This window comes from Klebsiella quasivariicola, from assembly GCF_002269255.1.
GTDB classification, from domain to species: domain Bacteria; phylum Pseudomonadota; class Gammaproteobacteria; order Enterobacterales; family Enterobacteriaceae; genus Klebsiella; species Klebsiella quasivariicola.
The window spans coordinates 2,492,745-2,504,853 of the sequence record NZ_CP022823.1; the positions used below are offsets into that span (position 1 = coordinate 2,492,745).

Sequence of the window (12,109 nt, forward strand, 5' to 3'; positions counted from 1 at the left end):
TTTTCACATCAGGCTCTTTTTTTGGAAGAGAGTCAGTAGCGTCCGGATACGGGCGAATGCCACTCGGGGCTGTTGGGAAACGTCAGGAAGGGGAAATACTAAAGCGCCGTGCGGGACGGCGCTTTAGCAAGCGCTAAGGGGCAAGGGGATTATTTGCTCAGTTCGGCTGTCATATGAACACGGTTGTTAAACTGGGCGCTGGTGATTTTATAGGATGCACCCTGTTCTGCGGCCTGGGCGGCAATTTTTGCTTCCGCGCGGTCCAGTGTGGAGGCAGTGGCGCTAACGCTTTGGGCGAAGCTGGCAGCAGAGAACAGAGACAGAGCAGCAACAGCAACGAAAGTTTTGATTAATTTCATGGTCGTATTCCTTAATTTGGTGTCTGATAAAGGGCCTGTTGCCCTGATGTGATAAAGAATACGCTTGACGCCTTGAGGTTAAAATCAAAACAATTTGCGAAACTCTTTCAAATAATATGAATGATTTTCGCGCGAGCGTGAGGCCGCACGCTGCGGGCGGGATGGGGCAGGCGCCGTTGTCAGTGGGCGGAGATCGGTGGACAGGCGGCTAAAAGAGAGCCTGGCGGTCATGAAATGATGGAAATGGCTATGACTGACCAGACGGAAATTCACTTTAATCCTTTCCAGACCGTTATAGACCCGCTTACGATTGATCCCCAGCGTAGCGGCCATTTGATGCACCGACTGACCCTTCATGGTGGCATTTATCATCCGCATTTCCAGGCGGTTGAGCGGGGCTCGCTGACGAGAAGAAACGCTCTGACGTTGATGACGCGGCACAAGGGGCCAGCGACGCTCGGCCAGGCAGTGCAGAAGGCGGCTCACTTCACGTACCGTTTCGCGCTGACTGACCCACAGGAGGGTATCCGCGAAAAAGGCACGGCCACGCTTTACGTGACTGGCTGACGTAAAGCCGATGACCAGGCCCTGAAAGTGCTGGGCGATCTCAGCGGCAGCCTGGTAATCATGATAGTTTTCCAGCGACAGAATAATGACATCCAGCGCGGTCAGTTCTGGTAGATGACTGAGCGGCAGGGAGTGAATAACTTTTAATTCGGGCGCCGTTTGCTGAATATCCCGAATACACTGGGCAAGGCCGATATTAAAATAAATATTATTGCTGTGAATTAAAATGTTCAACGGGAAATACCTGTTACATGCGACGTATGGGGTCCGGAGAGGGGATTAGCTGCGTACCAGGAGTTTCTTCATATCAGCAGGCGCGGTGTTAATATAATTCAACATGCCCGGTGGTTTAAATGAATAAATTTCGGCTACATACGCGTTATTAATATAATACCCTTCACATTTAACCCGAATAATTAATGCGTTTTCCACCCCCACCTCGGCCAGACGGGATTTTAAAGTCTGAATGACTTGCCATAGGCGCTGCGCGGAAGGGCGGAGATTATTTTTTTCCCAGACGTTAATCATTAACTCTTCGTCACTGACTAACCGTTCCCTGCCATGCGCCAGCAGGTACTCCAGTAAACAGGCCATGGTGCTACGCAGCTGAATCTGTTTTCGGGTCCCTCGTAGCGTGATAATTTCCCGATGATGCAGGCAGTAGAAAATATCATCCGCTAACTTATAGCCAAGTAGTTTATAGCCTTTAGTCATCCACCACTCCATGATAAATTCTCTTATTGCCGATGCAGATTACCTGCCAGGCGCGTCCTGACCAAGTTAATTTTATCTGCTAGAATAATCAAAACAAATAACCATATACGCATACATAACTAGAATAAAAATCTGATAATCTTGCTGTGTTCTGTTGGATTATGTGGTATAGGAAAAGTCTTAATCAAGACGCGGGCGCTGGTAAGCGGTTGAAAATATGGATGGCAGAAAAAAATAAAAGCACTTACATTGATCTAGATCAATTTAATGCCTTTCTACTGGTATTGAACATTTACATAGTAAAACAAAGATTGAAATAACTTACGTTATACGGTGTTAAGCTGATTCTGAACTTATGGAATTACCCAGGGAACTGTTCATTACTTTCAGGAGCGTTTTATGGCCATTGCAACTCGTAAGCCTCTTTGTAACAAACGCTGGTCGGCCAGCCCGGCCTCTCAGGATCTTCAGCTCACCCAACTGCGTCACCCATGGGTCGCCACTAAAGCCAGCTGCAAAAGTAAAAAGGGCTGGAAGCGCCGCGGTTAGCGGCCTGTCCAACCTCCCTTACATAAAGCCCTGCTTGCCCCTGCGGACATGCAGGGCTTACCTCTGCGACGTTTACACCGCCCGCAACAGATAGCCGGAGGGGGTCTCCACCACCCTGGCAAAACCAGGCAGGCCAAGATGCATCCCGGCGATCAGCCATTGTTCGCTGGCGGCCTGACGCAGCACGTTCTCGCGGGTTTGCCGGGCCTGGTCAGGATCGACGTCGAAAGCCACCGATACCTCGGGCCGCGCGGTCTGAATCGGCGGAAAATGGACGATATCCCCCCAGATCAGCAGCGAGGTATCGCCCAGTTCCAGTCGATAGCCGGTATGCCCGGGGGTATGGCCGGGCAGCGCACATGGCTGGATACCTGCCACCCTTGTTTCTTCATTAAGTTCACGAATTTGTTCTGCGCAGATCGCCAGCACGCGGCGGACGAACAGCACGTTACGCTGGCCGCGATCGCTGGCATTGGCGAGGGTCGACGCCGCCAGCCAGTAAGCCTGTTCCCGCCAGGGCAGGTAAACCGTGGCACGGGGAAACGCTGGTGCACCAGCGGCCGTGAGCAGGCCCCCAATATGGTCCGGGTGGGCGTGGGTCAGGAGGATGGTGTCGATTTCTTCAGGGCGCACGCCCAGCTGCGCCAGGCTGGCGATCAGTGCGCCGCCGACGCCGTTGACCCCACCGGTGCCCGTATCCACCAGCACCGTGTGCCCGCGACCGCGGATCAGATAGGCGCCAATCTCAATGGTCTCCGGTGAAGCGATCCCCGCCTGCAGCTGCAGGCGCACCGCTTCTTCAGGGGGAAGCCCCGAGAGTAACGTCAGCGGCGCCGCCATCTGACCATCACTCACGGCGCTTACCGTCAGGTCGCCTTGCGTCAGGGTATAAAAAGGGGCTGGTATCATCATGACCTCAAGCTCGCTGCGCCGGGTTACGCAACCGGGCGGTGATGGGTTGATAAACAAAGACGGTGGCTGCCGTGGCCAGGTGTTTCAGGTCGTCGCGCGGGAGGATGGCAGCACACCGGGCGTGTTGGGTCCCCAGGCCGCCGGGCTGCAGGACCCACAGTGGGGCGACGGGCAGGGTTTGCGCGGTATCGCTTAGCAGCAGCACCTCATCTGGCCGGACTTCCCGCATGTCGCCATCTGTAACATAGAGGTGGCGATGCCAGTCGGTGATCGCCGATTGCCAGTGGGCAAAATGGCCCCCTCCGTTGCGGCGATAGGCGTCGCTGTCGATCACGGCAGCATCGCGGATATCGTGCAGCGCCAGATAGCGGGGGCAACCCTCGCTGAGGGCGCGGAAGCGCTGGGAAGCATAAAAGCCGGGCACAGACACCAGCGCCGGCAGTTTTTCCTGATTGTAAAAGGTATTCCACGCCGTTTCGCTTTGTGGGTCGGTGTAGGCGCATTCGACGACATAGAGCATTGGGACCTCGCTGGACAGATGATTGCGCTTACAAGGCGCTTTAGTGAGTTTTCATCATCCTATCGGCTAAAACTGGCGCTGAAAAACGATGTTAATTCAAGGTTCAGTGATATTCTGTCACTGACTTTCGCCGAGGCCGTACAGGAGCCATCGTTATGCGTCGTAAAATCCCCAGCAGCGCTGCGCTACTGGCTTTTGAGGCCGCCGCCCGCCACGGCAATTTTGCCCGCGCCGCGGCGGAGCTCGCGTTAACGGAAGGGGCGATCAGTCGGCAGATAGCCCGTCTGGAAGCGCTCCTCAACAGCAAACTCTTCGACAGAACAGGGAGTCGGGTACGGCTCAACCCGGCAGGCGCCCGCTATGCCCGCCAGGTCCGTGAGATCCTCACCCGACTGGAGCGGGACACCCATGACGTCAGCGGGATGCCCGCCGAGGGTCGCAGTCTGGAGATCGCTGTGCTCCCCACCTTTGCCAGCCGCTGGTTAATTCCCCGGCTCGGGCGCTTTACGGCGCAGCATCCACATATCGTGGTTAATATCGCCGCCCGCAGCGATCCCTTCATCCTGCCGGGCAGCGGATTTGATGCGGCCATCCATTTTGATCACCCGGCGTGGACTGGGATGGAGGTGACGTTTTTGTTCGAGGAGTATCTGCTGCCGGTCTGTCATGCTGCGCTGGTGACGGATGACGATCTCCCGGGGCAGCTTAACCGGCTGCCGCGCATTCACCGGCGGCAAAACCCCGACGCCTGGCTGCACTATGCCCGCGAGTGTGGTTTGACGCTCGATAATCCGGCGCAGGGTCCACGCTACGATCTGCATGAGATGGCGATAGCCGCGGTATTGAGCCAGCAGGGGGTGGCCCTGGTACCGAAGATGTACGTGGAAAGCGAGTTGCGTGTCGGAACGCTGGTCGCCCCGTGGCCCGGCTCCCCGACGCTGGCCAAGCGTTTCTGTCTGATTAAACCCGGCGGCGGGGAGGGGGAGCAGCCGCTGCAGATGTTCGAGCGCTGGCTGCTGGCGGAGATTGCAGCAGGTTAGGTGATGGCTGCATCTGTGGCCTGTTGCGTCGCCCGCTGCCGGGCATATTTGCCCGGCGAAATTCCGGTATAACGAGTAAAGGCTACGCTGAACGCGCTGGCCGAACCATAGCCGATGCGTTCGGCGATTTCCGCAATACTGATGCCGGTTTCGCTCAGCCACTGCATGGCCAGCGTCATCCGCCAGCCTAACAGATACCCCATCGGCGTCACCCCGGTCAGTTCGATAAAGCGTTCAAATAACGTCGAACGAGACAGCGCACAGTCGGCGGCCAGAGCGTTAACCGTCCAGCGTCTGGCGGGGTCCTGGTGCAGCAGGCGGATTGCCTGGGCGACCCGCGGGTCGCTCAGGCCGCGCACCAGACCGGGGGTCGCAAGAGTTCCGGTGGAACGGATGGCTTCGATGAAAAGCAGTTCCACCATCCGCGCCAGAACGAAAGATTTGCCCGCGCGATCGGCCTGCGCTTCCTCTTTCAGCAGCCTGACAAAGGTGGCCAGCCGCGGCTGGTCGCGGACCACTACAAAGGCTGGCAGCAGCGAGGCCAGCAGGCTGGCGTTCGTCGAACCGGAAGCGCAGTGGCCAATCAGCGCCTGCATCTGTGACGGCTGGTCAAGCGCTCCCAGCCGAAAGTGTCCCTCCGCCAGCCGCACCGGGATGGTCTCCAGCGCTGGCGATCGGGGCGGGGCCAGACTGGTAAGCGCGAAGCGGTACGCCGCCGGGATCAAAATAAAATCCCCGGCGCGCAGGATCTGCGGCTCATGCTGGTCAATTTCCAGCCGACAACTCCCGGCCAGCACGGCGCCGTAGAACGACATCCCTTCATCCGAACGCCTCACTCGCCATTCTCCCGCCCCCTCGATGGTTTTGGTCAGCACCGCTCTGAGATTTAACATCGCGATGATCTCCGCCAGCGGATCGCTCATTCCCGGACTCCTGCTAATGAATGGTGGACTATTGACCCTATATCGTCCGGGAAAGGCTGTCTATGATTGAAATGGAAACGTTAACGGGAGACAGAAATATGAAGACGATTATGATCACCGGCTGTTCCTCGGGTTTTGGCCTGGAGACGGCGCGTTATTTTCTCGAACATGGCTGGCGGGTGATCGCCACCATGCGTGTCCCGCAGGAAGGTCTGTTGCCCGCCAGCGACCGCCTGCGGCTGGTGCGTCTTGACGTCACCTCGGCGCAGAGTATCGCGGAGGCCCTTGCCGAAGCGGGAGAGATCGATGTTCTGGTTAACAACGCTGGAGTGGGGATGCTTAACGCCCTCGAGGGCGCATCGCGCGAGGCGATAGCAGACTTGTTTGCCACCAACACCCTGGGAACTATCGCCCTGACTCAGGCGGTACTTCCCCGATTCAGAGCACGCCGTAGCGGGACAATTGTCAATATTACCTCGGCGGTGACCCTGCAACCGATGCCCCTGCTGGCGGTCTATACCGCAAGCAAGGCGGCAGTGAATGCCTTCACGGAGTCGCTGGCGCTGGAGCTCCGTGCTTTCAATATTCGCGTCGGGCTGGTCCTGCCGGGACGCGCCCCGCAGACCCGGTTCGGGGAAAACGCCCGCCGGACGATGGGGCAGCTCCCGGAAAGCTATGCGGCGCTCGGTCAGCAGATCCTCGACCGCATGCAGGATAACGCCAGCGTGACGCAGGCGGTTGATGTGGCTCAGGCCGTCTGGCGAATGGTGAACGATCCTGATGCCCCTTCGCGGCTGCCGGCTGGAGAAGATGCCCTGGCGATGGCGCAGGTCAGCCTTCGCCGTGTCTGAAGGCGATATGCGGTTCTTGTCTGCCAGGCGGTAGATGCGCAAGCTGCCGCTGCGCTTTATGGTCGGGGAATATTATCCGTGTCAGGATCGCCAGGACACTAGTGGCGGGTTATGTGAAATAATGGTCGGCTGGCGCTTATTGATGTAAATCAGGACTACCATGTATTTCATGGTGCGTTTTTCGCCGCTTATTCTGGATATGTGCGACTCGTCCGCCATATTATTACACGATCAATGGCTAAGGTCTTTTATATTTAATTTCTCAATGTCGTTCGGGCGTTAATCTTAAAAAGTTAGTCTGGCCAGACCGGGGCTGGACTTTCTTTATTCTCTTGTGGCAAGGTTCTATCCCTTATTTACCGCATGCTTGCCTTATTACGCCAGAGATAGTTTTCAGTATGGAATCTTGTTTTTGCGAAGCCACCGCTTCCGCCCTGCGTCCAGACGGCTTCCTTCTCTGGCATGACAAAATATTGTCAGTTTATTTTTTTATTCTGTTTATCGTCTTTTTCAACATTACGCAGCCACCTCCGAGCTGAACCGAAATACCGCTGAATTCAAACTGAATGTACTCCGCGAATACGCGGAGACAAACGGGATTTTCATGTGCATGTATTGCTGAGTGTCTGTTATCCAGGACGTTAAAAAAAGCCACCGTTCTGCCTTGCTCAGTGCGCTTAGGGTTCCTTTAGGAGACAGCGATGGGCGGTAGCGTTCGCGAAAACAGGCGGGTGCGTTAGCGCAGCCAGGGGGCGGGACGGCGGAGGTAAATGAATGAAGGACGTTGTGATGGAGTTTAACGCCAGAAAAGATGGAGTAAAGCGATGAGTAACAGCCTGCTGAATCAGCAGATATTGCCGGTGCTGAGTTAGCAACTGTTACCCCATATAGCGGCAGAACAGAAGCCGCAGCACCTGACCCTGGACTGGGATGAGGTAGAGGGGGAGCGCCTCCAGAGGCGTGTCCGCTTTTTTCGCAGGAAGTCTTGCCGGGTTATTATTATCCATTGGTGCTGAAACATCCAGAGCAATATACACGTCCCGATATCTGAAGCGCAGAAATCCGGTACTGCATGATAAACTGCAAAGTCTGGGAGAACTGGATCTTCTGTATTTCCTTGTTGAGGATATTGTAAAACCTTTCGAAACAGCGTGTATGGTCGGTGATAAGATTCAGCAGAATTTAAAAAAATATGTGAATACTTGTTTGGTGGATTATGAATATAAAACGAAAATTATTCATCATACTTTCCCGTGTTATCAAGGGGGCAGGTATGGGATTAGGTGCTTCAGGTATCGCGCTGGCTGGCTGGTTCTTTTTTTCTCAGTCAATGAATATAAATATCTCTGGGGTTTACTTTCAGTTGTGGAATTCCTGGTGGGGTATCTGATATATCGTTTTGCATATGCATATATATATGACGAATGGACTGATTATCATTAAAAAATTAAACAGCGTGGTCTGTTAATCGATTTTTGATACTCATTTAAAGGGTTGGCTTCCCCTGCATTAATGTGGACTAGTATGGAAGAGGCAAGCAAAGCTCTTTGCCCATACACAACATTTTAAATCAGCAATACAATCGGGGAGCAGGGGATAAAATTCAGAAACTACAGAGAAAAAAGCTTGGTGCGTCTGAATGGACTCGAACCATCGACCCCCACCATGTCAAGGTGGTGCTCTAACCAACTGAGCTACAGACGCATTATGGTGCGTTTAATTGGACTCGAACCAACGACCCCCACCATGTCAAGGTGGTGCTCTAACCAACTGAGCTATAAACGCATTATGGTGCGTTCGATTGGACTCGAACCAACGACCCCCACCATGTCAAGGTGGTGCTCTAACCAACTGAGCTACGAACGCAATGTTGTGGTGACAACGGGGACGCATATTAACGGCAGGGAGGGGATGTGGCAAGAGGTAAACGTCACTTTTCTTGTACATTGCATGCGATTGCGGAACTTTTACCCATTCCGGATATATTTTACTGAACCACAAGGATATTTCTTCGCCAGCGAGCGTCACAGCTCTCATTTTTCAGCCAGTCTAATCCAGCGCGGAAGGGTTGCCGTTGTGTTAAATTATCGGCCATCAGAAGAGAAGGAGTGATAACGAAGATGAAATCTATTGGTATTTTCTGCGGTTCTTCAGCTGGCGAACATCCGCTGTATCTCGAAACCGCCCGTCTGGTTGGACGTACACTGGCGCAGCAGGCGCTGGCGCTTGTCTATGGCGGTGGCAAAGTCGGTCTGATGGGGGCGGTCGCCGATGCGGCGCTGGAGGCTGGTGGCGTGGTGATAGGCGTGATGCCGCGCGGCCTGGTGGAGCGGGAAATTGCCCACCGTGGTTTGACGGAGCTACATGTGGTCGAGGATATGCACGAGCGGAAAACCAAAATGGCGGCGCTGGCGGATGGCTTTATTGCCCTGCCGGGCGGGGCGGGGACGCTCGAAGAAATTTTCGAACAGTGGACCTGGGCGCAGTTGGGGATCCATGAGAAACCGTGCGCGTTCCTGAATATCAAGGGCTATTACGATCCGCTTCAGGCGATGGTCGATAACATGGTGCGGGAAGGGTTTATGCATCCGCGCTATGCGGAGATGCTGCCGTTTGCAGACTCGGTGGAGGAGATTATCGCCGGTTTTCGCGACTATACGCCGCCGGCCCGTAAATGGGTTCAGCAGCCAGCTATTTAAACATCAAGCGCAGAGTAAACAGTGCGCAGACGATGAGCAATAACAGCAGCAATTCGAAGCGATAGCGTTGCAGCATGATGTCCTCCTGAAAAAAAACCGGCGCTGTTCAGCGCCGGTTTATCACCTTTTATGCCCTGACCGTTATGCCGCTGGTTTAACCGCCGGTTTAGCTGCATGGTGCGCCACTTTATGGTGTTTCTTCGCAGCCTGGGCTTTTTGCTCAGTAGCCGGTTTAGCGGCCGCTTTATGGTGTTTCTTCGCAGCCTGCGCTTTTTGCTCGGCTGCCGGTTTAGCGGCCACTTTATGGTGTTTCTTCGCAGCCTGGGCTTTCTGCTCGGCTGCCGGTTTAGCGGCCGCTTTATGATGTTTCTTCGCAGCCTGGGCTTTTTGCTCAGTAGCCGGTTTAGCGGCCGCTTTATGATGTTTCTTATGGTGAACAGTGGTATGGCTGGCTGCTGCACTCGGGGTGGTGCTCGCCGCATCGGCAGCGAAAGCAACTGACGACAGACCCATAGCAGCGGCAACGACCAGAGCTAATACTTTTTTCATTCTGAAATCCTCGACTTGGTTTCTTGAGTAACCCCACTGCGGGGCTGTTGGCAACACTATAAGCGCCTGCCGGGAGGTCATCAGTGAGTCTTTGGTGTCGGGGAGTAACGGAATGTACAATGCGGCCGCTGTGCCGTAGAACGAAAAAGCCCGCCGGAGTGGCGGGCTTAGATAAGTTAACGCGCGGCGCGCTGTAAGATGATGCTGGAAGGCTGGCGCTGCAGAAAACGCATCCGCAGCATCATCATGATGGCGGCAGAGGTCAGGCCGATGATAAATCCGCACCAGAAACCGGCAGGTCCCATGCGGGGCACAATCATATCGGTCAGCGCCAGCAGATAGCCGCTCGGCAAACCCAGCACCCAATACGCGGTGAACGTGATAAAAAAGATAGACCGCGTATCTTTATAGCCGCGAAGGATACCGCTGCCGATCACCTGGATGGAGTCAGAGATCTGATAGATAGCCGCCAGCAGCATCAGATGCGAGGCCAGCGTCACCACCTCCGGGTTGTCGTTATACAGCAGCGCAATCTGCTTACGCATCAGCACGGTAAAGATAGCGGTAAATACCGCCAGGCAGACGCCCACGCCCACGCCGGTGCGGGCCGAAACTTGGGCATCTATCGTTGAGCCCTGGCCAAGGCGGAAGCCGACGCGAATGGTGACCGCTGCCGCCAGCGACAGCGGCAAAACGAACATCAGCGAGCTGAAGTTCAGCGCAATCTGGTGACCGGCGACGTCAATGATCCCGAGCGGGGAGACCAGCAGCGCGACGACGGCAAACAGAGTGACTTCAAAGAACAGCGCCAGAGCAATGGGCAACCCCAGCTGCACCAGCCGCAACAGGACGGCGAAATCGGGGCCATTGAAGCCCTCGGCGCAGCGAATATCCCGCATCGAACGCGCCCGGCGCACCCACCACAGCATGCTGGCGAACATCACCCAGTAAACCGAAGCAGTCGCTACGCCGCAGCCGACGCCGCCCAGTTCGGGCATGCCGAAATGACCATAAATAAAGATATAGTTCACCGGAATATTAACCAGTAAGCCGATAAAGCCCATGACCATCCCGGGCTTGGTTTTAGCCAGCCCTTCACACTGGTTACGCGCTACCTGGAAGAACAGATAGCCCGGCGCGCCCCACAGCAGCGCGCGCAGATAGCCAACCGCCTTCTCCGCCAGCAACGGATCGATGTTGTGCATGGAGCTGATGATATACCCGGCATTCCACAGCACGACCATGATCAGCACCGAGACAAAGCCGGCCAGCCAGAAGCCCTGACGCACCTGCGGCGCGATACGCTCCCGCCGGCCAGAGCCGTTAAGCTGTGCCACCACCGGAGTCAGCGCCAGCAGCAGGCCGTGGCCGAAGAGGATCGCTGGCAGCCAGATGGAGGTCCCGATGGCCACGGCAGCCATATCCGTGGCGCTGTAGCCACCCGCCATCACGGTATCGACAAACCCCATCGCCGTCTGCGCCACCTGCGCGAGGATGACGGGTATGGCCAGAGCTAATAACTGACGCGCTTCAATAAAATACTTCTGCACGTGAACACCTTCGAATTGTTGTTATTTTGAGACTAAAAAAGCCGCCGTAACTGGCAGCAAGGGGATAAAAATGAGGAATTTCCAGTCTATTGTAGCGAGGATTAGCCATTAAGCCAGTGAAAAAAGAGTCGGGGCACGAAGCGCGCTGGCAACCGCTTTGCCCTCCTGTTATTGTTCCTGATAGCGAAAACGGTAATCATACCGTCATGATTTTCAACAGGAGCCTAAGATGTTTACAGGTATTGTTCAGGGAACCGCGAAAGTGGTCTCCATTGATGATAAACCCAATTTTCGCACCCACGTGGTGGAGTTACCGGCACATATGCTGGAGGGGCTGGAAACCGGCGCCTCTGTTGCCAATAATGGCTGCTGCCTGACGGTGACTGAAATCAACGGCGCGCGCATCAGCTTCGATTTGATGAAAGAGACACTGCGTATTACCAATCTCGGCGATATCAAGATCGGCGATGAAGTGAACGTTGAGCGAGCGGCGAAATTCAGCGACGAAATTGGCGGGCATTTAATGTCCGGCCATATCATGACCACAGCAGAAATTGTGAAAATCCTCACTTCCGAAAATAATCGTCAGATCTGGTTTAAAGTGCAGGATCCGACGCTGATGAAATACATCCTCTATAAAGGATTCATCGGTATTGATGGCATTAGTCTGACGGTGGGAGAGGTCACGGCTACTCGTTTCTGCGTGCATCTTATTCCGGAGACGTTGCAGCGGACCACGCTGGGAGCGAAAAAGCTGGGCGATCGCGTCAATATTGAGATCGATCCGCAGACCCAGGCGGTTGTCGATACGGTAGAGCGCGTGCTGGCGGCGAAAGAGATTGCGGCGAAGGTCAATGAAGCCTGAAAAAAATCCCC

The 12,109-nt window shown here is 55.1% G+C and carries 15 protein-coding genes and 3 tRNA genes; 6 read left to right on the forward strand and 12 right to left on the reverse strand.

Features of this window, described 5'->3' with window-relative positions; all coding sequences use genetic code 11:
• Window positions 1-149 precede the first annotated feature (149 nt).
• The 3 genes from B8P98_RS12415 to B8P98_RS12425 form a co-directional block, all read right to left on the reverse strand.
• The gene (locus B8P98_RS12415; RefSeq protein WP_025710863.1) at window positions 150-359 is read right to left on the reverse strand and encodes a YdgH/BhsA/McbA-like domain containing protein; all 210 of its coding nucleotides are present in this window, start codon (window positions 357-359) and stop codon (window positions 150-152) included.
• Window positions 360-443: 84 nt separating this feature from the next.
• Window positions 444-1,160, reverse strand: a complete 717-nt coding sequence (locus B8P98_RS12420) for a hypothetical protein (RefSeq protein WP_025710862.1) — start codon at window positions 1,158-1,160, stop codon at window positions 444-446.
• 45 nt (window positions 1,161-1,205) lie between these two features.
• Complete coding sequence (locus tag B8P98_RS12425) at window positions 1,206-1,640, reverse strand: winged helix-turn-helix domain-containing protein (RefSeq protein ID WP_025710861.1); 435 nt, start codon at window positions 1,638-1,640, stop codon at window positions 1,206-1,208.
• Between the two features lie 399 nt (window positions 1,641-2,039).
• Here B8P98_RS12425 and B8P98_RS30900 point away from each other — a divergent pair, with 399 nt between their 5' ends.
• The gene (locus B8P98_RS30900) at window positions 2,040-2,189 is read left to right on the forward strand and encodes a hypothetical protein (protein ID WP_042929032.1); all 150 of its coding nucleotides are present in this window, start codon (window positions 2,040-2,042) and stop codon (window positions 2,187-2,189) included.
• A 72-nt stretch (window positions 2,190-2,261) separates the two neighbouring features.
• Here B8P98_RS30900 and B8P98_RS12430 read toward each other — a convergent pair whose 3' ends face one another.
• Together B8P98_RS12430 and B8P98_RS12435 are read right to left on the reverse strand one after the other, a co-directional pair.
• Entirely contained in the window at window positions 2,262-3,098 is an 837-nt protein-coding gene (locus B8P98_RS12430; protein ID WP_025710860.1) for an MBL fold metallo-hydrolase, read from the reverse strand.
• A gap of 7 nt (window positions 3,099-3,105) precedes the next feature.
• Window positions 3,106-3,621 carry a DUF4286 family protein gene (locus B8P98_RS12435; RefSeq protein ID WP_025710859.1) on the reverse strand — a complete coding sequence of 172 codons (516 nt, stop codon included), beginning with the start codon at window positions 3,619-3,621 and terminating at the stop codon, window positions 3,106-3,108.
• A gap of 155 nt (window positions 3,622-3,776) precedes the next feature.
• Between B8P98_RS12435 and B8P98_RS12440 the strand changes: the two genes are divergently transcribed.
• Window positions 3,777-4,661, forward strand: a complete 885-nt coding sequence (locus B8P98_RS12440; protein ID WP_025710858.1) for a LysR substrate-binding domain-containing protein — start codon at window positions 3,777-3,779, stop codon at window positions 4,659-4,661.
• Here B8P98_RS12440 and B8P98_RS12445 read toward each other — a convergent pair.
• On the reverse strand, window positions 4,658-5,584 hold the full coding sequence (locus B8P98_RS12445; protein WP_025710857.1) for an AraC family transcriptional regulator: 927 nt from the start codon (window positions 5,582-5,584) through the stop codon (window positions 4,658-4,660). The two genes, B8P98_RS12440 and B8P98_RS12445, sit on opposite strands and share 4 nt — an antisense overlap.
• Window positions 5,585-5,682: 98 nt before the next feature.
• Between B8P98_RS12445 and B8P98_RS12450 the strand changes: the two genes are divergently transcribed.
• Window positions 5,683-6,435 (forward strand): SDR family oxidoreductase, encoded by a 753-nt coding sequence (locus B8P98_RS12450; RefSeq protein ID WP_025710856.1) that lies wholly within the window; start codon window positions 5,683-5,685, stop codon window positions 6,433-6,435.
• A 960-nt stretch (window positions 6,436-7,395) separates the two neighbouring features.
• Window positions 7,396-7,878, forward strand: coding sequence for a hypothetical protein (locus tag B8P98_RS31625; RefSeq protein WP_223862108.1), 483 nt, complete (start codon window positions 7,396-7,398; stop codon window positions 7,876-7,878).
• 184 nt (window positions 7,879-8,062) lie between these two features.
• Here B8P98_RS31625 and B8P98_RS12460 read toward each other — a convergent pair.
• From B8P98_RS12460 to B8P98_RS12470, 3 genes are all read right to left on the reverse strand, one after another.
• Window positions 8,063-8,139, reverse strand: a tRNA-Val gene (locus B8P98_RS12460).
• A 4-nt stretch (window positions 8,140-8,143) separates the two neighbouring features.
• Window positions 8,144-8,220: transfer RNA gene (locus B8P98_RS12465), tRNA-Val, on the reverse strand.
• 4 nt (window positions 8,221-8,224) lie between these two features.
• A tRNA-Val gene (locus B8P98_RS12470) sits at window positions 8,225-8,301 on the reverse strand.
• Between the two features lie 254 nt (window positions 8,302-8,555).
• Here B8P98_RS12470 and B8P98_RS12475 point away from each other — a divergent pair.
• Complete coding sequence (locus B8P98_RS12475) at window positions 8,556-9,134, forward strand: LOG family protein (RefSeq protein WP_025710855.1); 579 nt, start codon at window positions 8,556-8,558, stop codon at window positions 9,132-9,134.
• Here B8P98_RS12475 and ydgU read toward each other — a convergent pair.
• The 3 genes from ydgU to mdtK form a co-directional block, all read right to left on the reverse strand.
• Window positions 9,127-9,210 carry a small membrane protein YdgU gene (ydgU, locus tag B8P98_RS32135; protein WP_002907795.1) on the reverse strand — a complete coding sequence of 28 codons (84 nt, stop codon included), beginning with the start codon at window positions 9,208-9,210 and terminating at the stop codon, window positions 9,127-9,129. The two genes, B8P98_RS12475 and ydgU, sit on opposite strands and share 8 nt — an antisense overlap.
• Before the next feature lie 65 nt (window positions 9,211-9,275).
• The gene (gene asr, locus B8P98_RS12480; protein WP_025710854.1) at window positions 9,276-9,683 is read right to left on the reverse strand and encodes an acid resistance repetitive basic protein Asr; all 408 of its coding nucleotides are present in this window, start codon (window positions 9,681-9,683) and stop codon (window positions 9,276-9,278) included.
• Between the two features lie 176 nt (window positions 9,684-9,859).
• Window positions 9,860-11,233 (reverse strand): MdtK family multidrug efflux MATE transporter, encoded by a 1,374-nt coding sequence (gene mdtK, locus B8P98_RS12485; RefSeq protein ID WP_025710853.1) that lies wholly within the window; start codon window positions 11,231-11,233, stop codon window positions 9,860-9,862.
• A gap of 229 nt (window positions 11,234-11,462) precedes the next feature.
• Between mdtK and B8P98_RS12490 the strand changes: the two genes are divergently transcribed.
• Window positions 11,463-12,098, forward strand: coding sequence for a riboflavin synthase subunit alpha (locus tag B8P98_RS12490; RefSeq protein WP_080924156.1), 636 nt, complete (start codon window positions 11,463-11,465; stop codon window positions 12,096-12,098).
• Window positions 12,099-12,109 lie beyond the last annotated feature (11 nt).

Bases quoted from the DNA above. Each gene is read 5' to 3' on its own strand.
- ydgU (WP_002907795.1), bottom strand. From the start codon at position 9,210: ATGCTGCAACGCTATCGCTTCGAATTGCTGCTGTTATTGCTCATCGTC.
- B8P98_RS12445 (WP_025710857.1), bottom strand. From the start codon at position 5,584: ATGAGCGATCCGCTGGCGGAGATCATCGCGATGTTAAATCTCAGAGCG.
- B8P98_RS12475 (WP_025710855.1), top strand. From the start codon at position 8,556: ATGAAATCTATTGGTATTTTCTGCGGTTCTTCAGCTGGCGAACATCCG.
- asr (WP_025710854.1), bottom strand. From the start codon at position 9,683: ATGAAAAAAGTATTAGCTCTGGTCGTTGCCGCTGCTATGGGTCTGTCG.
- B8P98_RS12490 (WP_080924156.1), top strand. From the start codon at position 11,463: ATGTTTACAGGTATTGTTCAGGGAACCGCGAAAGTGGTCTCCATTGAT.
- B8P98_RS12450 (WP_025710856.1), top strand. From the start codon at position 5,683: ATGAAGACGATTATGATCACCGGCTGTTCCTCGGGTTTTGGCCTGGAG.
- B8P98_RS12440 (WP_025710858.1), top strand. From the start codon at position 3,777: ATGCGTCGTAAAATCCCCAGCAGCGCTGCGCTACTGGCTTTTGAGGCC.
- B8P98_RS12415 (WP_025710863.1), bottom strand. From the start codon at position 359: ATGAAATTAATCAAAACTTTCGTTGCTGTTGCTGCTCTGTCTCTGTTC.
- B8P98_RS12435 (WP_025710859.1), bottom strand. From the start codon at position 3,621: ATGCTCTATGTCGTCGAATGCGCCTACACCGACCCACAAAGCGAAACG.
- B8P98_RS12430 (WP_025710860.1), bottom strand. From the start codon at position 3,098: ATGATACCAGCCCCTTTTTATACCCTGACGCAAGGCGACCTGACGGTA.
- B8P98_RS30900 (WP_042929032.1), top strand. From the start codon at position 2,040: ATGGCCATTGCAACTCGTAAGCCTCTTTGTAACAAACGCTGGTCGGCC.
- B8P98_RS12425 (WP_025710861.1), bottom strand. From the start codon at position 1,640: ATGACTAAAGGCTATAAACTACTTGGCTATAAGTTAGCGGATGATATT.